23 protein-coding genes are annotated in these 21,291 nt (G+C 69.2%); 11 read left to right on the forward strand and 12 right to left on the reverse strand.

All coding sequences use genetic code 11. The features are described from left to right. Positions 1 to 246: 246 nt before the first annotated feature. Positions 247 to 2,058, forward strand: coding sequence for a feruloyl-CoA synthase (locus FHY06_RS18340; protein WP_184605973.1), 1,812 nt, complete (start codon positions 247 to 249; stop codon positions 2,056 to 2,058). 13 nt (positions 2,059 to 2,071) lie between these two features. Here FHY06_RS18340 and FHY06_RS18345 read toward each other — a convergent pair whose 3' ends face one another. Then, on the reverse strand, positions 2,072 to 2,878 hold the full coding sequence (locus FHY06_RS18345; protein WP_165924639.1) for a PaaX family transcriptional regulator: 807 nt from the start codon (positions 2,876 to 2,878) through the stop codon (positions 2,072 to 2,074). A 78-nt stretch (positions 2,879 to 2,956) separates the two neighbouring features. On the opposite strand from FHY06_RS18345, the gene FHY06_RS18350 reads away from it, so the two are divergent. Beyond that, the gene (locus tag FHY06_RS18350) at positions 2,957 to 3,742 is read left to right on the forward strand and encodes a crotonase/enoyl-CoA hydratase family protein (RefSeq protein ID WP_260310512.1); all 786 of its coding nucleotides are present in this window, start codon (positions 2,957 to 2,959) and stop codon (positions 3,740 to 3,742) included. Positions 3,743 to 3,760: 18 nt separating this feature from the next. Here the strand turns inward: FHY06_RS18350 and FHY06_RS18355 are convergent, their stop codons facing one another. Next, complete coding sequence (locus tag FHY06_RS18355) at positions 3,761 to 5,131, reverse strand: hypothetical protein (RefSeq protein ID WP_184605974.1); 1,371 nt, start codon at positions 5,129 to 5,131, stop codon at positions 3,761 to 3,763. A gap of 97 nt (positions 5,132 to 5,228) precedes the next feature. Between FHY06_RS18355 and FHY06_RS18360 the strand changes: the two genes are divergently transcribed. From FHY06_RS18360 to minE, 5 genes are all read left to right on the forward strand, one after another. Further along, a complete protein-coding gene (locus tag FHY06_RS18360) occupies positions 5,229 to 5,651 on the forward strand; it encodes a hotdog fold thioesterase (protein ID WP_019653575.1) in 423 nt (140 codons plus the stop codon). Positions 5,652 to 5,813: 162 nt separating this feature from the next. Then, entirely contained in the window at positions 5,814 to 7,097 is a 1,284-nt protein-coding gene (locus FHY06_RS18365) for a solute carrier family 23 protein (protein ID WP_184605975.1), read from the forward strand. A 228-nt stretch (positions 7,098 to 7,325) separates the two neighbouring features. Continuing rightward, positions 7,326 to 8,084 carry a septum site-determining protein MinC gene (minC, locus tag FHY06_RS18370; RefSeq protein WP_019653577.1) on the forward strand — a complete coding sequence of 253 codons (759 nt, stop codon included), beginning with the start codon at positions 7,326 to 7,328 and terminating at the stop codon, positions 8,082 to 8,084. Between the two features lie 72 nt (positions 8,085 to 8,156). Continuing rightward, the gene (gene minD, locus FHY06_RS18375) at positions 8,157 to 8,972 is read left to right on the forward strand and encodes a septum site-determining protein MinD (RefSeq protein ID WP_020723003.1); all 816 of its coding nucleotides are present in this window, start codon (positions 8,157 to 8,159) and stop codon (positions 8,970 to 8,972) included. 3 nt (positions 8,973 to 8,975) lie between these two features. Continuing rightward, the gene (gene minE / locus FHY06_RS18380; protein ID WP_019653579.1) at positions 8,976 to 9,254 is read left to right on the forward strand and encodes a cell division topological specificity factor MinE; all 279 of its coding nucleotides are present in this window, start codon (positions 8,976 to 8,978) and stop codon (positions 9,252 to 9,254) included. Here the strand turns inward: minE and FHY06_RS18385 are convergent. Together FHY06_RS18385 and FHY06_RS18390 are read right to left on the reverse strand one after the other, a co-directional pair. Then, positions 9,211 to 10,878, reverse strand: a complete 1,668-nt coding sequence (locus FHY06_RS18385; protein WP_145759433.1) for a rhodanese-like domain-containing protein — start codon at positions 10,876 to 10,878, stop codon at positions 9,211 to 9,213. The genes minE and FHY06_RS18385 overlap by 44 nt on opposite strands. A 28-nt stretch (positions 10,879 to 10,906) precedes the next feature. After that, complete coding sequence (locus tag FHY06_RS18390) at positions 10,907 to 11,887, reverse strand: Bug family tripartite tricarboxylate transporter substrate binding protein (protein ID WP_145759434.1); 981 nt, start codon at positions 11,885 to 11,887, stop codon at positions 10,907 to 10,909. Positions 11,888 to 12,070: 183 nt separating this feature from the next. On the opposite strand from FHY06_RS18390, the gene FHY06_RS18395 reads away from it, so the two are divergent. Further along, positions 12,071 to 12,937, forward strand: coding sequence for a fatty acid desaturase (locus tag FHY06_RS18395; RefSeq protein WP_184605976.1), 867 nt, complete (start codon positions 12,071 to 12,073; stop codon positions 12,935 to 12,937). 20 nt (positions 12,938 to 12,957) lie between these two features. Here the strand turns inward: FHY06_RS18395 and FHY06_RS18400 are convergent, their stop codons facing one another. Together FHY06_RS18400 and FHY06_RS18405 are read right to left on the reverse strand one after the other, a co-directional pair. Then, the gene (locus FHY06_RS18400; RefSeq protein WP_184605977.1) at positions 12,958 to 13,872 is read right to left on the reverse strand and encodes an alpha/beta fold hydrolase; all 915 of its coding nucleotides are present in this window, start codon (positions 13,870 to 13,872) and stop codon (positions 12,958 to 12,960) included. Positions 13,873 to 14,096: 224 nt separating this feature from the next. Then, a complete protein-coding gene (locus FHY06_RS18405) occupies positions 14,097 to 14,699 on the reverse strand; it encodes a TetR/AcrR family transcriptional regulator (RefSeq protein WP_019653585.1) in 603 nt (200 codons plus the stop codon). Positions 14,700 to 14,879: 180 nt separating this feature from the next. On the opposite strand from FHY06_RS18405, the gene FHY06_RS18410 reads away from it, so the two are divergent. Both FHY06_RS18410 and FHY06_RS18415 read left to right on the forward strand, forming a co-directional pair. Next, positions 14,880 to 15,824, forward strand: coding sequence for a CysB family HTH-type transcriptional regulator (locus tag FHY06_RS18410; protein ID WP_019653586.1), 945 nt, complete (start codon positions 14,880 to 14,882; stop codon positions 15,822 to 15,824). A gap of 127 nt (positions 15,825 to 15,951) precedes the next feature. Continuing rightward, the gene (locus tag FHY06_RS18415; RefSeq protein WP_132755713.1) at positions 15,952 to 16,221 is read left to right on the forward strand and encodes a hypothetical protein; all 270 of its coding nucleotides are present in this window, start codon (positions 15,952 to 15,954) and stop codon (positions 16,219 to 16,221) included. Between the two features lie 73 nt (positions 16,222 to 16,294). Here the strand turns inward: FHY06_RS18415 and FHY06_RS18420 are convergent, their stop codons facing one another. Further along, positions 16,295 to 16,720, reverse strand: coding sequence for an RcnB family protein (locus FHY06_RS18420; protein WP_019653588.1), 426 nt, complete (start codon positions 16,718 to 16,720; stop codon positions 16,295 to 16,297). A 123-nt stretch (positions 16,721 to 16,843) separates the two neighbouring features. Beyond that, on the reverse strand, positions 16,844 to 17,440 hold the full coding sequence (locus tag FHY06_RS18425; protein ID WP_184605978.1) for a dihydrofolate reductase family protein: 597 nt from the start codon (positions 17,438 to 17,440) through the stop codon (positions 16,844 to 16,846). Between the two features lie 142 nt (positions 17,441 to 17,582). On the opposite strand from FHY06_RS18425, the gene FHY06_RS18430 reads away from it, so the two are divergent. Then, positions 17,583 to 18,005 carry a winged helix-turn-helix transcriptional regulator gene (locus FHY06_RS18430; protein ID WP_184605979.1) on the forward strand — a complete coding sequence of 141 codons (423 nt, stop codon included), beginning with the start codon at positions 17,583 to 17,585 and terminating at the stop codon, positions 18,003 to 18,005. Positions 18,006 to 18,063: 58 nt separating this feature from the next. Here FHY06_RS18430 and FHY06_RS18435 read toward each other — a convergent pair whose 3' ends face one another. Genes FHY06_RS18435 through FHY06_RS18450 form a run of 4 tightly spaced genes read right to left on the reverse strand, consistent with a single transcriptional unit; the run spans position 18,064 to position 21,259 of the window. Beyond that, positions 18,064 to 18,945, reverse strand: a complete 882-nt coding sequence (locus FHY06_RS18435; RefSeq protein ID WP_080647828.1) for a VOC family protein — start codon at positions 18,943 to 18,945, stop codon at positions 18,064 to 18,066. Positions 18,946 to 18,973: 28 nt separating this feature from the next. After that, on the reverse strand, positions 18,974 to 19,837 hold the full coding sequence (locus FHY06_RS18440; RefSeq protein WP_260310513.1) for an ABC transporter ATP-binding protein: 864 nt from the start codon (positions 19,835 to 19,837) through the stop codon (positions 18,974 to 18,976). Further along, positions 19,834 to 20,697: an ABC transporter ATP-binding protein gene (locus tag FHY06_RS18445; RefSeq protein WP_184605980.1), complete on the reverse strand. Its 864-nt coding sequence runs from the start codon at positions 20,695 to 20,697 to the stop codon at positions 19,834 to 19,836. The genes FHY06_RS18440 and FHY06_RS18445 overlap by 4 nt, the downstream gene beginning before the upstream one ends. Further along, positions 20,681 to 21,259, reverse strand: coding sequence for an OsmC family protein (locus FHY06_RS18450; RefSeq protein WP_184605981.1), 579 nt, complete (start codon positions 21,257 to 21,259; stop codon positions 20,681 to 20,683). Before FHY06_RS18450 ends, FHY06_RS18445 begins: the two co-directional genes overlap by 17 nt. Positions 21,260 to 21,291: the final 32 nt, after the last annotated feature.

Genomic DNA, 21,291 nt, shown 5'->3' on the forward strand with positions numbered 1-21,291 from the left:
TTGCTCCGCGAATGTCCCCCGGGCTTCGCCCTCCTCCTTTATTTCGCTGCGCAAGGCACCCCATCGTCGTGATCGTTGTACAGAGCAGTCGTTGATCGGCCAGCACGAGAACCGCGCTCGTTGTGCACAGGGCACCGGGTGCTCCCCGCAGCGAAATAAAGGAGGAGGCCGCAGGCCGGGGGACATTCGCGGAGGGGAGTACCCGGTGGCCTGTGCACTTCCCAAGAACAAACCCGGAAAACACAAATGACCGACTTCCTCCACGACGAAACCCTGATCGCCCCACCCCGCACGGTGCGCATCGACTTCGACGACGGCTCCTTCGCACTGCGTTCGCCGATGACGTTGAAGCCGTATGCGCGCTGCATCGGCGAATGGATCGAACGCTGGGCGAGCGAAACGCCCGATGCTCTGGCGTTCGCGGAGCGCGACGAGAACGGCGATGGCTGGCGAAGGCTCGACTACCGTGCGCTGCGCCAGGCTGTGGGCTCTGTGGCGCAGGCACTGCTCGACCTGGACCTGCCGCCCGACCAGCCGGTGGTGATCCTCTCGGACAACGCCATAGACCACGCGGTGCTGATGCTCGCGGCCATGCACGTCGGTCGCACCGCGTGCTCGCTCTCCAGCGCCTACTCGCGCATGGCGAAGGACCCGTCGCGGCTGCACGGCATGCTGCAGGCGCTGAAGCCCGCGCTGATCTATGCGTCCGACGCCCGGGTCTACGGCGGCTCGCTCGCAGACTGCGGCGTCGAGGCGGTCACGGTGTTCAGCCGCAACGCCGATGCGCATCCGGGCGCGCTGGCCTTCGACAGCCTGCTCGCGGCGAAGGAGACGCCCGCCGTCATGCAGGCCTTCGCCAACGTGCTGCCCGACACGCACGCCAAGTACCTGCTGACCTCCGGCTCCACCGGCAAGCCCAAGGTCGTCATCAACACGCACCGCATGCTGTGCGCCAACCAGCAGATGATGGCGCAGACCTGGCGCTTCCTTTCGCAGGAGAAGCCGGTGCTGGTCGACTGGCTGCCCTGGAGCCACACCTTCGGCGCCAACCACAACCTGCACATGGTGCTGTGCCATGGCGGCGCCCTCTACATCGACGAGGGCCGGCCCGCGCCCGGGCTGATCGAGAAGACGGTGCGCAACCTGCGCGAGGTGAAGCCCACGCTGCTGTTCAACGTGCCGCGCGGCTTCGACATGCTGCTGCCGTTCCTGGAGGCCGACGATGCGCTGGCGGCCGAGGTGTTCTCGCGGCTGCGCCTCGCCTTCTATGCGGCGGCGGCGCTCGCGCCCTCCACCTGGCAGAGGCTCGAGGCGGTGGCCCGGCGCGTGCGCCCCGAACGGCCTCTGTGGCTGACCACCTCGTGGGGCGCGACAGAGACATCGCCCGCCATCACCTCCGCGCACTGGAAGCTCGACGGCGCCGGCTGCATCGGCGCACCGCTGCCGGGCCTGGAGCTGAAGTTCGTGCCCAACGGCGAGAAGCTGGAGATGCGCGTCAAGGGCGTGTCCGTGTTTCCCGGCTACCGCGACGCACCGCGCGAAACGGCGCAGGCCTTCGACGAAGAAGGCTACTACCGCATCGGCGACGCCGGCTTCCTGACCGAGCCTTCGCAGCCCGCGCAGGGCGTGATCTTCAACGGGCGCGTGGCGGAAGACTTCAAGCTCTCCACCGGCACCTGGGTGTCGGTGGGCACGCTGCGCGTGAAGCTGGTGTCGATGCTCGCGCCACACGTGCAGGACATCGTGCTCACCGGCCACGACCGCGACGAGATCGGCATGCTGGTCTTCGCGAGCCCCCAGGGCGCCGCGCTTGCACCGCAGGCACTGGGCGAGCGCATCGCCGCCGTGATGCGATCGCTGCGCGACGAGGGCGCGGGCTCTTCGCAGTGCCCCGCCTGCGCGCTGGTGCTGTCGGAGCCGCCGAGCCTCGACGCCGGCGAGATCACCGACAAGGGCTACATCAACCAGCGCGCCGTGCTCGCGCGGCGCGCGGCAGAGGTCGAGCGGCTGCACGCGCGCTCGCCGGGCGACGTAGAGGTGGTGCGGCCGAAAAACTGAAGCCCGCGCGCAGCTACGGCTGCGCCAGCCACTTGCGCCACAGCACCAGCGCCTTGTCCTGGTAGCGCCGGGTGGCGGCGAGCAGCGCGGCGCGCGGCTTGGGCGACATGAGCTCGGCCGGCAGCAGCGGGTCGCGGATGAGGTGGCCGATCACGGCGCGGCCCAGCAGCAGCGACTCGCGCGTCGCGGTCTCCAGCTTCTGGGTGGCGAGCCGCTTTCCGCTGCGCTCCACGCCGGCCTGCAGGCGACGGTAGTCGGCCTCCATGGCGCGCACGTTCCAGAGCTTGCGCGCCGCTGCCTGCGCCGCGCCGTCGAGGTCGGCGATGCGGAACACCAGCGCGTCGGAAGACAGGCCGAGCGCCGCCAGCTGCTTGCGCTCGGCCGCGAGACCGCCCGAGAGGTTGTCGGGCCGCACGTGCAGGCCCGGGTGCAGCGCGGCGAACCCTCGCAGCGACAGCGCGAGCGCATGGTGGCGCCACGCGGTCTTGTCGGCACGCGGCACGCCGGCGTCGTGCACCGCGAGCCAGTCGCCCTTCCATGCCACGGTCTGCGCCTGCCGGCTGTGCCAGGCGTCGACGGTGCGAGACAGCGCCGCGCCCTTGCGGTCGAGCATGTAGCTGCCGCGCTCGCCGCGCGCGATCTTGCCCTCGGCCGTGAGCCGGGTCAGGCCCACGCGCAGCGTCGATTCGCCGATGCCCATGAGTGCGCCCGCGCGGCACAGCGCCTGGGCGCTCAGCGTGCCGCCGTCGGCCACCAGCAGGTCGAGGATCAGGTCGGGCGCGCTGGGTACGGCGACCGGCACATTACATACTTTGTCCATGTTTGCGGGCGAGAGAAATATTTCCTACGATCATCGTGGGCGATCGAACATGTAATTTTGCCCCGGAAGGATGCGCGCATGGCCATGCAGTACGTGAGCTACGACACAGATGGCGCCGTCTGCACCATCACCCTGAACCGGCCCGACAAGCGCAATGCGGTCGACGGCCTGGTGGCGGCCGAACTTCGGGAGGCCTTCGGCCGCTTCGAGGCCGAAGATGCGTTGCGCGTCGCGGTGCTGACCGGCGCCGGCGGCCACTTCTGCGCGGGCGCCGACCTCTCCGCCGTGGGCGACCCGGCCCGCCGCAACGAGCTCGACCCCGAGGGCGGCGGCAGTGGTCCGATGGGGCCGACGCGCATGGCGCTGTCGAAGCCGCTGATCGCGGCGGTGAACGGCTTCGCGGTGGCCGGCGGCCTCGAGCTCGCGCTGCTGGCCGACCTGCGCGTGGCCGACGAGGACGCCGTCTTCGGCGTGTTCTGCCGCCGCTGGGGCGTGCCGCTGATCGACGGCGGCACGGTGCGGCTGCCGCGCATAGTGGGCATGGGGCGCGCGCTCGACATGATCCTCACGGGCCGCGCGGTGGGCGCGTCCGAGGCGCTGGCGATGGGCCTGGTCAACCGCGTGACGCCGCCTGGCGGCGCACTGGCCGCCGCACAGCAATTGGCACGCGAACTCGCTGCCTTCCCGCAGCGATGCATGCTGGCCGATCGCCGCTCCGCCTACGCGCAGTGGGACATGCCGCTGGCCGAGGCCCTGCGCCGCGAGGGCTCGCTGGGCGTGCCGGTGGTCTTCGCCGAGGGCCAGGCCGGCGCGGCGCGCTTTGCCGGCGGCGCGGGGCGCCACGGCGAGTTCGGCAGGCCCTGAAGAGGAGTGCCGCCTTCGTCAATGCCGCGGCGCGACCTGCTTCGGTCCGGCGGCGGGCTCAGTCGGCTTCATGGGCTTTGTGGGTTTCGCTTTCGGCTTGTCGGTACCGAACAGCTTTTCCACCTGCTGGCCCACGCGCGCGCCGATGGCCGTGCCGACACCCGGCAGCACCGCGCTGCCGATGGCCGCGCCGGTGAGCGCAGCGCCGGTCAGCGAGAGCTCGGGGTCGCTCATGGTGCCGCCCAGCTTCAGCGGCACGCCGACCACGCCGTCGACGAGGTCGACCGCGATCTCGCCGTCGAGCCTGCGGTTGAACACGTTGAGGTTGCCGCTGGCCGTGAGCACGCCCGAGCGGGCCTTGAGGTTGCTGTACTGCATGACCACGCCGTCCTCGGTGCCCTGGGTATCGAGGGTGCCGGTGAGCTCGTCCAGCCTGGTGGTGCCGCCGCGGCTGATGCCGGCGGTGGTGACGGCCTTGGCCACGTCCAGCTTCGTGAGCGTGGCGGGCTGCACCGAGAAGGTGGTGCGGGTGTGCAGGCTGCGGACCAGCGCGCCCAGTTCCTCGGCGCTTGCGGCCTCCGCCGAGAGCGTGGTCGTGCCCGAGAACCTGCCGGCCACCGAGGTGCGACGGCCGAAGGCCTGCACCAGGCTCTCGATGTCGATCTGGCGCGGCTCCAGGTCGGCCGAGAGCTGCAGCTTGCCGTCGGGCAGCGTCTCCAGGCGGGAGACGCCGTTCCAGGTGCCGCCGCCCACGTCGATGCGGGTGCGCCAGCGGTCCTGCCCGGCCTGGCGGTCCAGCCGCAGGCGCACGGGCGAAGGGGTGCCGGCGCGCTCGATGCGGGCCTGGCGCGGGCGCCAGCCGGGGTCGAAGCGGATGTCGCCGTCGTAGGCCAGCGCGATGTCACGCCGGTCGATCCAGCTCACGTCGCGCCAGCGCACCTGTTCCACGGGAACGGGCGCGAGCGTCCACGGCGCCGGCAGCGCGATGACGCCCGCCCCGCCCTCCTGCGGCCTGGGCCCCTTGCCCCTGAACGCCCGTACCGAGGCGCGCGGAAGCACCAGGCCGTCGACCTCGATCTCGTCCACGGCGATCACGCGCCGCAGCAAGGGCGCGAGCTGCAGCTGCGCGCTGACGCGGCGCAGGGTGATGGGCTTGGGCTGGTCGGTGGCGATGTCGGTCAGCACCAGCATGGGCACCGGGAACAGTTCCCAGTGGGCGCCGCCCACCTTCAGGGCCACGCCGAAGCGCTTCTCGAAGGTGTCGGCGATCCTCGCGGCCACCTCGTCGTCGGTGGGCAGGCGCGTGCTCACCACCCACACCAGCGCACCCGCGCCCAGCAGCAATGCGGCAGTGATGCCGAGGAGCCAGCGGCGCAGGGGGAGCTTCATCGGCGCAAGGTAGCACGCAAAGGCGACTCGGTTTGTCAGCCGCCATCGCTATAGTTTTGGCCACTGTTACAGGCCGGAAGAAAGAAAGAGGCATCGAATGCGTATCTGGAAGAAGGAGGTCTCCGTCGAGACCCTGACGAGCAACCACGTGGGCACCGTCGTGTCGGCGCTGGGCATCGAGTTCCTGGAGGTGGGCGACGACTTCATCCGCGCCCGCTGCCCGGTGGACGAGCGCACCCGCCAGCCCTACGGCATCCTGCACGGCGGCGTGTCGGTGGTGCTGGCCGAGACGCTGGGTTCCTGCGGCGCCCACTACTCCGCCCCCGAAGGCGACCGCGCCGTGGGCCTGGACATCAACGCCAACCACATCCGCTCCGTCACCAGCGGCTGGGTCATCGGCACCGCGCGGCCGGTGCACCGGGGCCGCACCACGCAGGTCTGGCAGATCGATCTGACCAACGAGGCTGGCGAGCTGACCTGCGTGTCGCGCATCACGATGGCGGTGCTGCAGCCGCGCTGAGCGCGGCGGCTCTGCCGCCCTCGCACCCTTTCCTTCTTTCTCCGGCACAGGGTGCGTGCCGGTGTTCAGTGCGGTTTTCATCGCCCACAATCACGCCCCGGGAAAAGCCGGAGCGTTCCGGGCCCCCGCGCACAACACACCCCAACAAGAGGAGATAGAAGAATGTTCAACTGGACTGAACGGCCCGCGTCCGCGCTGGCCAACGGCGCGGTCATCGCGCCCGACGAACGGCTGCCCTGGCTGCAGACCGGCGCCATGGGCGTACAGCACGTCATCGCGATGTTCGGCGCCACGGTGCTGGCGCCGATCCTGATGGGCTTCAACCCCAACATCGCGATCCTGATGAGCGGCATCGGCACGCTGATCTTCTATTTCGTCACCGGCGGCAAGGTGCCCAGCTACCTGGGCTCGAGTTTCGCCTTCATCGGCGTGGTGATCGCGGCCAGCGGCTATGCGGGCAAGGGCCCCAACGCCAACATCGCGGTGGCGCTGGGCGGCATCGTGGCCTGCGGGGTGGTCTACATCCTTATCGGGGCCATCGTGCAGGCGGTCGGCACGGGCTGGATCGAGCGCTTCATGCCGCCGGTGGTCACCGGCGCGGTGGTGGCGGTGATCGGGCTCAACCTGGCGAGCGTGCCGGTCAAGAACATGGCGGCCGGCAACTTCGACGCCTGGATGCAGGCCGTGACCTTCCTCTGCGTGGGCCTGGTGGCGGTGTTCACGCGCGGCATGCTGCAGCGCCTGCTGATCCTGGTGGGTCTGATCCTGGCCACGCTGGTCTACGCGGCGCTGACCAACGGGCTGGGCATGGGCAAGCCGGTGGACTTGAGCGGCATCGCCAACGCGGCCTGGTTCGGCCTGCCGACCTTCACCACGCCGGTGTTCACGGCCAACGCGATGCTGCTGATCGCACCGGTGGCGATCATCCTGGTGGCGGAGAACCTCGGCCACCTGAAGGCGGTGACGGCCATGACCGGCCGCAACCTCGACCCGTACATGGGCCGCGCCTTCATCGGCGACGGCATCGCCACGGTGGTGAGCGGCGCCGCGGGCGGCACGGGCGTGACCACCTACGCCGAGAACATCGGCGTGATGGCGGCCACGCGCATCTATTCCACCGCCGTGTTCGTGGTGGCTGCCGTCATCGCGCTGGTGCTGGGCTTCAGCCCGAAGTTCGGCGCGCTGATCCAGGCCATTCCGCTGCCGGTGATGGGCGGCGTGAGCATCGTGGTGTTCGGCCTGATCGCCATTGCCGGCGCCAAGATCTGGGTCGACAACAAGGTCGACTTCTCGCAGAACAGGAACCTGATCGTCGCGGCCATCACGCTGATCGTCGGCACGGGCGACTTCACGCTGAAGTTCGGCGACTTCGCCCTCGGCGGCATCGGCTGCGCGACCTTCGGGGCCATCATTCTCTACGCGCTGCTGGGCCGCTCGAAGAACTGAGCCGAAGGCGAACCTCCCAGGGATACCGTGGAACCGGCTTTGCCGGGCCACCGGTATCGCCCCCTGCGAGGGGGTTGGCGAAGCGGTGCGAAGTACCGCCAAGCCTGGGGGTTGGCTTGGTAACCTCATGAAAGAAGTGTTCTCCGGAGGGCCTGAAGCCGGGGGCCTTCACCGGCCTTTGGCCCGCGCCCGTTAGACTCCAACGCTTTTCGCACCGACGTTTTCCCAATGGCCGATGTCTCCGCCGCACGCACCAAGGCGGTTTTCGAATTCAAGAGCGCCACGCTGCCGCTGATCGCAGTGATCCTCAAGACGTCCGACCTGGACGTGCTGGCCGAGGCACTCGACGCCCAGCTTGCGGATTCGCCCGACTTCTTCGAGCAGGAGCCGGTGGTGATCGACCTCTCGCTGCTGCAGGAGGCGCAGGACGACGGCGACATCGACTTCGCCGCCCTGCGCGGCCTGCTGGCGCGCCACCAGACGCAGCCCATCGCGGTGCGCGGCGGCAACGACGCCCAGCACGCCGCCGCGCGCGCGGCCGGCCTCTCGGTGGCGGCCATGCCAGCGGCCCCGGCGCCCCGCGCCCCGGCCCCGCCGGCCGAGCCCCCCGCCTCCGAAGCCCCGCAGATCGTGCGCGAGGTGCCGGTGCCGGCCAACGGCACGCTGCTGATCGACAAGCCGCTGCGTTCTGGCCAGCAGGTGTACGCACGCGGCGGCGACGTGGTGGTGACGGCCGTGGTGAGCTTCGGCGCCGAGGTCATCGCCGACGGCAACGTGCACGTGTACGCACCGCTGCGCGGCAAGGCGATCGCCGGGGCGCGCGGCAACACCGAGGCGCGGATCTTCTCGACCTGCATGGAAGCGCAGCTGGTGGCCGTGGCCGGCATCTACCGGACCAACGAGGTGCCGCTGCCCGACACGGTGCTGGGCAAGCCGGCCCAGGTGCGCCTGGACGGCAAGAAAATCTCGATCGATCCCATTCCCTGACCGGACGAACCCGATCACGGAATGCGGCGACCCTGACAAGCAACAACTGAATCGAAACAAGAAGGAATGGCCATGGCCAAAATTGTGGTGGTGACTTCGGGCAAGGGCGGCGTCGGCAAGACGACGACGAGCGCCAGCTTCGCGTCGGGCCTCGCGCTCGCGGGCAAGAAGACGGCTGTGATCGACTTCGACGTGGGCCTGCGCAACCTCGACCTGATCATGGGCTGCGAACGCCGCGTGGTGTACGACCTGATCAACGTCATCCAGGGCGAGGCCAACCTGAGCCAGGCGCTCATCAAGGACAAGCAGTGCGACAACCTGTTCGTGCTGGCCGCCTCGCAGACGCGCGACAAGGAAGCGCTCACGCAGGAAGGCGTCGAGAAGGTGCTGGCCGACCTCGCCGCGATGGACTTCGAATACATCGTCTGCGACTCGCCCGCGGGCATCGAGACCGGCGCGATGATGGCCATGCACTTCGCCGACGAGGCGCTGGTGGTGACCAACCCCGAGGTCTCCTCGGTGCGCGACTCCGACCGCATCCTGGGCATGCTCAGCAGCAAGACCAAGCGCGCCAAGGAAGGCGGCGAGCCGATCAAGGAGCACCTGCTGATCACCCGCTACAACCCGAACCGGGTGGCGGGCGGCCAGATGCTGTCGCTGGAGGACATCCAGGACATCCTGCGCATCAAGCTGATCGGCGTGATCCCCGAGTCGGAGAGCGTGCTGCACGCCTCCAACCAGGGCGTGCCGGCGATCCACGACAAGGAGACCGACGTGGCGCAGGCCTACACCGACGTGGTGGCCCGCTTCCTCGGCGAGGAACGGCCGATGCGCTTCGTCGAGGCGGAGAAGCCGGGCTTCTTCAAGCGAATCTTCGGGAGCAAGTAGCCCATGTCCTTCCTCTCGTTCCTGCTGGGCGAAAAGAAGAAGACTGCCAGCGTCGCGAAAGAGCGGCTGCAGATCATCCTCGCCCACGAGCGCTCGAGCCTCAGCGGCAAGAAGCGGCCCGACTACCTGCCCGAACTCCAGCGCGAGCTGGTGGCGGTGATTTCCAAGTACGTGTCGATCAACGCGGACGACATCAAGGTCAACCTGGAGACCCAGGACAACCTCGAAGTGCTCGACATCAAGATCGAGTTGCCCGACCCGGCTCCGACGCCGGCGCGCTGAGCGCGAAGAACCTGAAGCGCACGGACGGGTCCTGCAGGACCCGTTGCGACAGTGCGCGCTCCCAAGCGAGGTAGTCGGCCCAGGCCGCATCGCGGCGCGGACCGAAGACGCGCATCACCGAGCCCCAGTCGTCGTCGAAGGGGGTAAGCAGCTGGGCCGGCGCGTGAGCCGCGGTCAGCGGCCTGCCCGAAGCCCTCCAGCCCTGCGTTCCGCCCCGGAGCCAGCTGAACTCCGCACCCGAATCCGGCCACCGCCTCCGCGCATCGCGCGCCACGCGGGCGGCCGCCGTGCCGTCGGGCGAGGTGAAGACCAGCTTGCCGCCGGCCACGGCGTGCGGAGCCAGCGGCGCGAGCGAGGCCGGCAGCATGTAGAGCGCGCCCTGCAGGTGGCCGCGCTCGTAGTCGAGGCTGGGGCCCACGTCGATCACGGTGACGGCGCCGTCGCTGTGCAATTGCGCGAGAGTTTCGGCATCCAGCGGCGGCGGTGCGCCGTCGATGGCGGCCGAGGGGTCCGGCGGGGCCTGCTGCGGGGTGAACTCGCCGTCGTACACGTAGACCTCGGCCTGGCCCAGCTGCGTGAGCCAGAAGGCGGTGATGGCCGCACGCAGGCGATGGGCCGGATCGTCGACCAGCACGATGCGTGCGCCTCGCGTGCCCACGAGGTTCTCGAAGTGCATCAGGAGCTGGCCGCCCGGCACCTGGCGCAGGCCGGTGCCCGCGAAGGCCGGATCGGGTTCGGGCCGCACGTCGAAGAGGTAGAGGGTGCGCCCGCGATCGTCGCGCCAGGCGGCGAGCCGGGTCGCGTCGGCCACGGGCAGCGCGAAGCGCGCGAGCAGCTCGTCGGCGAGGCCGCGCAGCACCTGCGGGGATTCGGGCGGCAGCTCGTCGTCGGGCGCCGCGTTCTGCACGGTGGGCGCGCCGTGCAGGCCCCAGTCCATGACGCCGTCCTCGACGAACACCGCTTCGCTCGCGCGGCCCAGCAGCCGCAGCGTGGTCGCGCCGACGATGCCGCGCGTGCGGCTGAAGCAGTTGATGGCCCACAGGTGGTCCGGTCCGCCGGCCTCGGGCGGCTCGAAGCGGCGCAGCGCCAGCTCGGTGCCCGGATGGTTGCGTGCGCCGGGCAGCGAGAGGAATTCGAACTCCGCGCAGGGCCGCGCATCGACCAGCGTGGTCGGGCGGCCCTCACGCAGGCGGGCGCGCAGCGCCTCCACGGGCAGGCCCGGCGTGCCGTAGTGCAGCCGTGCGCGGTCGCCGAAGGCCTTCACCAGCGTGCCGTAGCCATCGATGGCGGGCAGGCCCTCGCTCACCCAGCGCAGCAAGCCGCCGTCGAGCGTTCGCACATCGCCGTAGCCCAGGCGCGCGAGCACGGCCGATGCCGCCTGCGCGGCGCCGCCGGGCGCGTCATCGTCGTCGTAGAGCACCACCGGCGTGGAACGGCGCGGCACCAGCGCGCCGACCTGCAGCTCGAGCCCGCTGATGGGCGCGTTGCGCGCGAGGTTCAGGTGTCGCTGCACGAACCAGCGCGTCTCGCGCACGTCGAGCAGGGCCAGCTCGGCCGCGGGCTCCGCCAGCAGCAGGGCCCACAGTTCGGCCGGCGCGACGGTGTTCTTCGGGGGCGTGCTCATGCGCGCATTCTCCGGGGCCCGTCGCTCATCAATTGGGCTGGATGCCGGCCTGCTTCACCACCGCGGTCCACTTGACGGTCTCCGACTGGATGAAGCGCGCGAAGTCTTCGGGCGAGCTGCCCACGGTGAAGGCGCCGATGTCGTCGTAGCGCTTCCTGAACTCGGCCGTCTGCACGATGTCGCGCAGCTCGCGCGACAGGCGCTGCACCAGCGGCGCGGGCGTGCCGCTGCGCACCACCACGCCGTACCACGAGGTGACCTCGAAATCGGGCAGGCCGGCTTCTGCAGTGGTGGGCACATCGGGCAGCCAGGGTGCGCGCGTGCGGTAGGCCACGGCCAGCGGCTTGAGCGTGCCGGCCTTCACGAAGGGGATGGCGGTGACCACCTCGTTGAAGATGAACTGCGTCTGCCCCGCAAGCAGGTCGTTGAGGGCCGGGGCGCTGCCCTGGTAGGGAATGGCGGTGAAGTCGGCGCCGGTCTGCGTCTTCAGCAGCTCGCCCGCGAGGTGGGAGTACGCGCCCACGCTGATGCCGTAGTTGACCTTGCCGGGGTTCTTCTTCGAATAGTCGATCAGCTCGCGCGGGCTGGCCACCGGCAGCTTCGGATTCACCAGCAGCACCTGCGGCGTCTGCACGAGCAGCGACACGGGCGTGAAGTCGCGCGAGAGGTCGTAGCTCAGTTGCCTGAACAGCGCGGGCTGCACCGTGAGGTTGGACGCCGGCGCGAGCAGCAGCGTGTAGCCGTCGGCCGGCTGCCGCGCGACGTACTCGAAGCCGATGTTGCCTGCGGCGCCGCTGCGGTTCTCGACCGCCACCGCCTGCCTGAGCCGCTGCTGGAGCTGCTCGGCGACCTCTCGGGCGATCTTGTCGGCGATGCCGCCGGCCGGATAGGGCACGACGAGGCGGATGGTCCTGGCCGGATAGTCGTCCAGCGTGGCGGCCTGGATCTGCACGTCGACGGACAGCGCGGCGAGCAGCGCCAGCGCGATGCGGGTGAGGAGTTTCTTCATGGGGCGAAGCGAAAGGGCCGGCACGCGGCTGCCGTAAAGGCGCACCCTGCGGGCGCGCAGCAAAGCCGTGGAGCGTAGCCCTCGCCCCGCGCCTGCCGAACTAAGTTTCGCGCCGATGCTTATGCGAAAAGCGCGCATGCAAGCGTCCGCTTGCTACCTAGCATCGCAGTCCGGTCCATCGCCATGACATCGACTGCCCTGCCCCTCCACCGCAATGCACCTGCGCGCCGCCACTGGTGGTGGCACTACGAGGTGCCCACGCTTCTGCTGGCCGCCCTGCTCTACGCCGCATGGGGTGCGCTGGTGTGGTGGCACGCGCTGCTTCCCGGCTGGGCGCTGTTCATCGTGGGCGGCTTTCTCGCTCAGCTGCATTTCTCGCTGCAGCACGAGAGCATCCATGCGATGCGCCACCTGCCGAAGTGGCTGCGCCACGCGGTGGTGTGGCCGCCGCTGAACCTCTGGCTGCCGTACCCCTTCTACAACCGCGGCCACAGCTCGCACCACGTCAATTTCCATCTCACGCATCCGGAGCGCGACAACGAGAGCGCCTACCACTCCGCGCCGGCATGGCAGAGCTATGGGCTCGTGTGGCGATGGATCTACATGGCCAACCAGACGATCGCGTTCCGCGTGGTGCTGGGGCCGTTCCTGCGGCTGTGGAAGCTGGTGCGCTTCGAGGCCGGGCGCGTGCTCGCGGGCGACTTCTCGCGGCTGCCGACGTGGTTCTGGCACGCGTTGAGCGTGGCGCCGGTGCTGTACTACGTGGTCGAGGTCTGCGGCATGGGCTTCGGCGAGTACCTTCTGTACTTCGTCTATCCCGGAATGATGCTGGGCTCACTGCGCACCTTCACCGAGCACCGCTGGGCCGACACGCCGCACGAGCGCGTGGCCATCGTGGAATCGAACCTCGTGTTCGGGCTGCTGTACCTCTTCAACAACCTGCACCACGTGCATCACCGTGCGCCGACCATGCCGTGGTACGAGATCCCGGTGTACTTCCGCAGGCACCTGTTCAAGCCGGTGTTCACCCCGGTCCATCCCAACTGGTAGAGACTTGATCGCGGACGGCGTCAGTCCGCCGTCACGAAGCGCGCCACCTGCTCCAGCACCTCGGCTTCCTTGAGGATGCGGCGATGCCCCCAGCCCTGCGTGGCGACGAGGCGTGCTCCGGCGATCGCGTCGCGGTAGGCCTCCGCGTCTGCGAAGCGGTTCACGCGGTCGTCGCGGTCATGCACGATCAGCGTCGGCTGCGCGATGCGCGGCCCCACCGCCGCCGGCTCGAGCTGCTGCATCAGCACGCCTTCGCGCGATTCGAACAGCCGCTGCATCGCCAGCCGCGTGGCTTCGCTGAGGCCGAAGGTGTGCGCGAAATAGCGCGTGTAGTCGCGCGGCGAAGCCGGCGGCGCGAGCAGCACGATGCGTTCGGCCGGCAGACCGCGCGCAGCGGCCAGCGCAAGCCCGTTGGCACCCAGCGAGTGTGCGACAGCGGCGCGCAGCGCATGGCCGTCCGCCGCGAGCCGCGCCGCAACATACGCGATGGCGCGTGCGAACTGCGGCGAGTTGCTCATCACCCCGGCGCTGCGGCCATGCGCCGGCAGTTCGAGCAGCACCGGCCGCAGACCCGCGGCCGCCACCGCCTGCGCGAGCGGTAGCATCTGGCCCGCATGCCCGCCCCAGCCGTGCACCAGCAGCACCACAGGCGCCGATTCGGCACCCGAGTCCTGCGCGGCGAGGTGGTAGATGCCCACGCCCGCGTCCTCGAAGGCCCAGCTCTCGCGCCCCCACTCGGCACCGGGGCCCTGGCCGCGATAGAGCCACTTGGGCGGCAGCGGCGTGCCGAAGACGCGGTAGGCGGCTCGCACCGCCAGCGCGGGCCACAGGCGCTGCGAGGCTGTGAGCCCGAAGCGCAGTGCGCGCATGGTGCGGCTGGGACGGTAGTAGTTCGACTGCGCGGCGTGGCCGGCGGAGGAAGAAGTGCTGGTCATGGACAGGTGTTCCTTGCGGGTGTTCAGTACCAGACCCAGTCGTTGTTGCTCGCGGGCAGGCTGCGCAGGGTGTCGCGGAGGCCCCTGAGGCCGAGGACGGCCGCGTACGCGGCGAGGAAGAGAGCGATGATCAGCATGGTGCTTCTCCTTTTTATCGCACGACTGTGCGAAATCTTGGCAAATCGATGCGCGGGAAATCCGCCTGCTTCGTGAAGGGGGCTCGCTCAGGCGAGGTAGCTGGACAGGAGCCGCTGCCAGGTCTGCGTGGCGCGGTCGGCGGCCTGCGGGTCGCGCAGGAAGCGCGCGTCGTGCAGCTGGGTCATGGTCAGGCCGTTGATCTCGCTCACGAGCTGGGCCGGGTCGGTGTCGGCCCTGAGCTCGCCGGTCTCGATGGCCTGCAGCACGGTGCGGCGCAGCGCGGCGCGCCAGCGGGTGATCTCGCCCAGCAGCATCTCGCGCAGCTCGCCTTCGCGGTCGTCGAACTCGAAGGCACCGGCGGTGTAGAGGCAGCCGGTGTGCATCTCGACGTCGCGCATGCGGGCGATCCACCGCGCCACGATCTCGTTGAGCCGGGCCAGACCCTTGGGCTTCTGCATGGCGGGCACGAACACGTCGGCCAGGAAGCCGCGGCCGTACTCCTCGATGACGGCCTTCTGCAGCGCCTCGCGCGAGCCCACGCGCGAGAACACGCCGCTCTTGGACAGGCCCAGCCTGCTGGCCACGGCCTGCAGCGTGATGGCCTCCAGGCCTTCGGCCAGCGCGAGGTTCATCGCCGCGCCGACGATGGCGGCGCGGGTGAGTTCGCTTTTCTGGGTCTTGGCGTCCATGCGGCGAACTTTAGCACGTTCGTGCGAAATTGCAAGCGACGGGGTCACGGACTCCGCAGGAGCGGCTCAAAGATGTTTTGCTCATGTGAAACCAACAAACGCATCGTTCCCCGAATAAGCGCTTCTGCCGAGAATCGCCGGTCGGCCCCATCCGGGGCTTCGATGACTCCTCCGCGCCAGATGAACTTCCAACAACTGCGCTCGGTACGCGAGGCCGTTCGTTGCGGCTTCAACCTGACCGAGGTCGCCCATACGCTTCACACCTCCCAGCCCGGCGTGAGCCGGCAGATCCGCGAGCTCGAGGAAGAGCTCGGCATCGAACTCTTCGTGCGTGCCGGCAAGCGCCTCACGGGGCTCACCGAGCCCGGCGGGCACGTGCTGCCGATCATCGAGCGCATGCTGATGGAAAGCAGCAACCTCAAGCACGCGGGCCAGGAGTTCGTCGCGCAGCAAAGCGGCCTGCTCTCGGTGGCGGCCACGCACTCGCAGGCGCGCTACGCGATGCCCGTGGCGGTGCAGGAATTCCGGGCGCAGTTCCCGAACGTGAAGCTGCACCTGCACCAGGGCTCGCCCAAGCAGATCGCGCAGATGCTGCTCGACGGCGAGGCCGACGTGGGCATCGCGACCGAGGCGCTGGGCGACTATCCGCAGCTGGTGGCCCTGCCCTGCTACCGCTGGACGCACTCGGTGATCGTGCCGCCGGAGCACCCGCTGCTCGACGCGCCGCTCACGCTGGAGGCGCTCGCGCGCTACCCGCTGATCACCTACGACACGGGCTTCACCGGCCGCTCGCGCATCGACGAGGCCTTCGAGCAGCGCGGGGTGCAGCCCAACATCGTGCTCGCCGCGATGGATGCCGACGTGATCAAGACCTACGTGCAGCTGGGCCTGGGCATCGGCATCGTGGCCGGCGTGGCCTACGAGGCCGAGCGCGACACGCAGCTGCGTGCGATCGACGCGGGGCGGCTGTTCGGCATCAACCTCACCAAGCTGGCCGTGCGCAGGGGCACCTACCTGCGCAAATACGTCTATGCCTTCATCGAATCCTTCGCCCCCACGCTGACGCGCGCTGTCGTCGAAGGGGCTCTGGGAGACCAGGAAAAGGCCTCCCACTACGAAATCTAGGCTTTGTCCAGAAGCTGCAAGGGGGTGTGTACCGGGGACGACAGAGTGGTTAAAAAAGAAGTCTGAAGCTTCACACAGGCGGCGTACATTCGGGTTAATTCCTTGGCTTCCTGGAAATGGATCAGCAATGGCATCGTCGACCTCGCAGCAGCAGCAGCAACAGCAAACAAGGGCCTCCCAGAGGGCGGCCGATGCAGCGGAGCGGCGAGAACGCCTGAGACGGAGCCTCCCCGCCACGGTGGAGCTGCTGCAGAACCGGCAGGCCGATCGCATCGACGATGCCGACATCGACGCCTACGTGAGCCTCAACTGGCTCGAGTGGCACGGCGGCGGCCTGCGCCTGACCATCACGGGCCGCAACGTCTGCGCCCAGTCGATACCCACTGCCCTGGCCTGAGGGTCATCGTTGCCCCGAATGAAAAAGCCGCCGCAGTGTCCTGCGGCGGCTTGGTGGCGCTTGCCGGTTGCCTTTACTGGCCGGCGATGATGTTCGCGATCACGCCCGTGGCGATGGCCGCGAGCACGAAGTCGCCGCCCACGCCCACCCACTGATAGCCGCGGGGCGGCTGCTGCAGCCTGTAGGCGCGCCAGTCCTGCACCACATAGTTGCGGCCGCGGTATTCCGGCGGCACGCGGCCGCCGCGACGCCAGTCGGCATGCGGCTGCGGGAAGCCGCGGCGGTCGAACTGGCGGCCATCGCGGAAGTCCTGGTTGCCGCGGTAGTGGTCGCCGTGCGGGCCGCGGCGATCGAAATTGCGGTCGCGCTGCTCGTAGCGGCCGTCGCCGGGGCGGCCATGGTTGTCGAAGCGGCGGTCCTGCGCAAAGGCGCTTCCCGCGGCCATGCACATCGCGAGTGCCGCGGCTCCCACGGCCATGATCTTCGAGTTGGTTTTCATCGGAACTCCTTCATGCGTTGATGACGAGTTCATTGTGTGCCGCGCATGTGTCCGCTTCGGACCGTTCAGGTCGCGGTCAGGTGAAATCAGGTAAGCGCTGGTATCAGCGCGGCGCCTTGTCCTTCATGCCGCCGGGGCATAGCGGTTGACCACCATGCCGCTCTCGTAGGCCGTCGAGCCCAGCAGCCTCAGCCTGTGGCCCTTGTGCGTGTCGTGGAACACAGAGCGCCCCGCGCCCACGGCCGTGGGGTTCACGAAGAACTGGAACTCGTCGACCAGGCCGGCCGCCACCAGCGCCGACGCGAAGCCCACGCCACCGATGGTGATGATGTCCTTGCCCGTCTCGCGCTTCAGCGCGTTCACCTCGTCCGTCATGCCGCCCCGCGCGATGACGGTGCGCTCCCATCGCGAAGACTCGAGCTTGTCGGTGAGCACGACCTTGCGCGCGTCGACGATCTTCTGCGCGAAGGCGTAGTGCGGATTCGCGGGAAATCTCTTGGCGGCACGTCCCCAGTGGTCGAGGTAGCCCTCCTGTGCGACGAGCCGGCTCAGCAGGATGGTGTCGATGCCTTCGAAGACGGCATTGAAGTCGCGCTTCAGCTTGTCGTCCCAGCCCCAGCGATCGCCCCAGCCCCATAGCTGCCAGTCGAGGTTGCCATCGGCCGGCGACACGTAGCCGTCGACCGACATCTGCATTTGGAGAATGAGCTTTCTGGTCATGCGCACTCCTTTGGTTTCGTTGCCGGCAAGCTGGCGCTGCTCTCGGCGAGATACGAAATACTGCTTGCCAAATGCAAGCGGTTGCAGTGTTGATCAACCGATATCAAAATGCAAGCAGTTTTTGAAAGAGATCGGAAGAACCATGGCCTCCAGCGAAAAGTCGGCGTGCCCTATCAACCTCGCGCTCGAAGTCTTCGGCGACCGGTGGAGCCTGCTGATCGTTCGCGACATGATGTTCGCGGACAAGCGCCACTTCCGCGAGTTCCTGCAGTCGGAGGAAGGCATCTCCTCCAACATCCTCGCGGAGCGGCTGAACAAGCTGGTCGAGTACGGCGTGCTCTCGAAGGCCGATGACCCCAGCCACAAGCAGAAGGCCGTCTACAGCCTCACGCCGACGGGCATCGACCTGCTGCCGGTGGTCACGCAGATCGGCATCTGGGGCCGCAAGTACCGGCCTGTGACCAAGGAGAGCGCAGCGCCTTCGGTGGCCCTCGAAAAAGGCGGCGCCGCCCTGCAGAAGAAGATGCGGGCCGAGTTGCGCAAGGCCCATCTCGCCTCGCACTAGAAAGCGAGACGCGGCGGCCGAGGGGCCGGCATGCGGCCCTGGCTGGCGGAGCGAGGACTCAGCCGCCGACCGTGTTGTGGGCCTGGTGCACGCGCGAGCCGCTGCCGTTCCTCGGATCGCGGTCCACCGGCGGCAGGTCGAGCTCGATCAATGCCCCGTGCGCCTTTGCCAGGTCGAAGCTGCCGGTGGACTGCGGCCTGTCGGTGTGCAGCACGAGCGCATAGGGGCCTTCGCCGCGCGCCGCGAGGCGCTGGCCGAGCCTTCCGCCACCGTTCTCTCTGGGCGAGGAGAGCACGAGCACGCTGCGTCCCAGTGCGATGACGGCCATGCGCACGTTGCTGCCGGGCACCGCCACGGGCTCGCCGACGTGGGTGTCGGCATCGTCGGCGATGCTGCTGCCGAGCAGGGCGCGGTAGCGCGCCAGCGTCGCGTCGAGGTCGGCGACAGCCACCGCCAGGCTCGCGACGCCCAGCACGCCGTTGGCATGCACGCGCACGTCGCCTTCGGGCACGCGCAAGGCGCGCGGCGTGAGGTCGCCGCACAGGAAGGGCAGGTCTGCAGAAAGCGGGCGTGCCGTCTGCCAGCGCAGGCGTTCGCCATCCGGCCGCACGCGGCCACCGTCGAGCGGGCCTTCGAGCACGAGCCCCCGCGCCTTCGCGTCGTCCACGGTGGCGGCGGTGTCGCGCGGCAGCAATGCGAAGTCGACGATGCCCTCTCCATGCTTGTGCAGCAGCTGCCACCAGCGCTCGCCGGGCGAGGGCTCGCGCCATGCGATCAGTTCGAGGTAGCTGCCGTCGGCGAACACCACCAGCGCGTTGTGCGTGGCGCGGCCCGGATGGTCGCCGCCGCGCAGCACATGGAATCCGAGCGCGCCGTAGTCGGCGATGGTGCGTTCGAGGTCGTGGACCGCGATGACGATGTGGTCGAGCCTGAGTGCCATGAATGCGTTCTCCGTGAATGTTCCGAGTTCAGGATGCAGTGCGCGCCGCGCCATCGCCGCCAAGATAGGCGTCGCGGATGCGCGCATCGGCCAGCAGCTCGCGCGCCGGGCCCGACAGCACGATGCGCCCCGTCTGCAGCACGTAGCCGTGGTGCGCGATCTGCAGCGCGAGGCTCGCGTTCTGCTCGACCATGAACACCGACACGCCCTGCGCGTTGATGCGCGCGATGAGCTCCAGTACCTTGTCGACGTAAAGCGGCGACAGGCCCATGGTCGGCTCGTCCATGCAGATGAGCTGCGGCCGGCCCATGAGCGCGCGCGCCATCGCCACCATCTGCTGCTCGCCGCCCGAGAGCGTGCCGGCCTGGAACTCGATGCGCTCGGCCACGCGCGGAAACAGCTCCAGCATGCGCTCGAGGTCTTCGGCCACGGCCTTGCGGTCGCTGCGCGCATAGGCGCCCATCAGCAGGTTCTCGCGCACCGTCATCGCGGGAAACAGGCGGCGCGCCTCGGGCACCGAGCCGATGCCCCTGCGCACGATCTGCGGCGTGCTCAGCCCGAGCGTCGATTCGCCGTTGAAGAGCACCTCGCCCGAACGCGGCTTGAGCAGCCCGAGCACGATCTTCATCGTGGTCGACTTGCCGCTGGCGTTGCCGCCGAGCAGGCTGACGATCTGGCCCCTGCGCACCTCGATGTCGAGATCGAAGTGCGCCTGCACGGGACCGTAGAAGCTGTTGATCTTGCGCAGCTGCAGCAGCGGCTGCTGCTGCTGTTGTGGCTGCCGTTCATCGGAGGCAGGCGCAGTGCTGCGCTCGGGCAGCCCCCCCTCTTCCCTGTCCTCTCCCCAGAGGGGCGCGGGAGCGAGGCCGGTGCGGGCGACGGTGGCGATCATGCGGGCACCGCCTCTTTCTCTTCGCGCGGCACATCCGCCGAACCCACCTGGCGATGGCCGAGATACGCCTCGATCACCGCCGGGTCGTGGCGCACCTCGCCGGGCAGCCCTTCGGCGATCTTGCGGCCGTCGTCGAGCACGGCCACGCGGTCCGACAGCTGCATCACCAGGTCGAGCTTGTGCTCGATCAGCAGGATCGCCTGGCCGCGCGCCTTCAGGCCGCGAATGATCTCCAGCATCTCGGCCGTCTCGCTCTCGTTCATGCCGGCAGTGGGCTCGTCCAGCAGCAGCAGGCGCGGCTTCAGCGCGAGCGCGCGGGCGATCTCCACGCGGCGGCGGTTGGCGTACGAGAGGCTGTAGGCCGGGTGGTCGATGCGCGGCGCGAGGCGCTGGCCGAAGAGCGCGATGATCTCTCGGGCCTCCTCGCGCAGCGCCTCTTCCTCGCGGCGCACCGCGCCGGGCTGCACCAGCGCGAGCGCCAGCTCGGCGATGGCGCCCAGCCCGGGCACGCCGCCCAGGCGGGGTTTCACGGCGCGCAGCCGTGTGTGGGCGCCGACCAGCACGTTGTCGAGCACCGAGAGATTGGCGAACACGCGCCCATGCTGGAAGGTGCGCGCAAGCCCGCGCTGCGCTAACTGCTGCGCAGGCAGACCGGTGATGTCGCTCCCGTCGAACAGCACCTGCCCTTCGTCGGGCCGGTCGAGGCCGGTGACGAGGTTGAACAGCGTGGTCTTGCCCGCACCGTTCGGCCCGATCACGCTCAGCAGCTCGCCCTCGCCCACATGCAGGTCGACCGCGTTGACGGCCGTGAGCCCGCCGAAGCGGCGCACGAGGCCGCGTATCTCAAGCAGAGACGGCATCGTCCTCTTTCCGCGACGCGTTGGCAGCCTCGGCCTTCGAGTCGACCAGCTTCACCTCCGCGCGGATGGTCTGCGGATTGCGCAGCAGGTTGAGGATGGGGCAGTTGCGCTCCACCGCCTCGAACAGCGCGTCGATCTCCTCGCGGCTCGCGGGCGAGTCGATGTGCACCGTGTAGCCGATCTCGTGCGGCCAGATGGGCGTCTTCTCATGCCCCGGCTTGCCGCCGCGCGGATCGATGATGCCCGTGACCTCCACCTCGAGGCTCTCTAGCGGAACCTGCCGCTCGGCCGCCTGGATCAGGAAGATGTGCGTGACGCAGGTGCCCAGCACGCCCAGCTGCAGCTCGGGGGAACTGGGCCCGAGGTCGTAGCCCGCGAAATCCGGCGGGCTGTCGCTGATGACCTGGTGCTCGCGGATGCGCAGCCTGCGCACGCCGCTGCGGCCTTCGGCGCGCACGTTGGCCTTCAGCTGCACGGGCTTCGCAGCGCCCGCTTCGACGGCGGCGTTGCGCGCCAGCACCGCGGCGCGCTTCTCGGCGAGGTATTCGTTGAGGTGGCTCATGGTCTTCTATCTCTCGGTGATGGATGCACAAC

The sequence above is a fragment of the Variovorax atrisoli genome, from assembly GCF_014195185.1.
In the GTDB taxonomy this organism is placed as follows: Bacteria; Pseudomonadota; Gammaproteobacteria; order Burkholderiales; family Burkholderiaceae_C; genus Variovorax; species Variovorax atrisoli.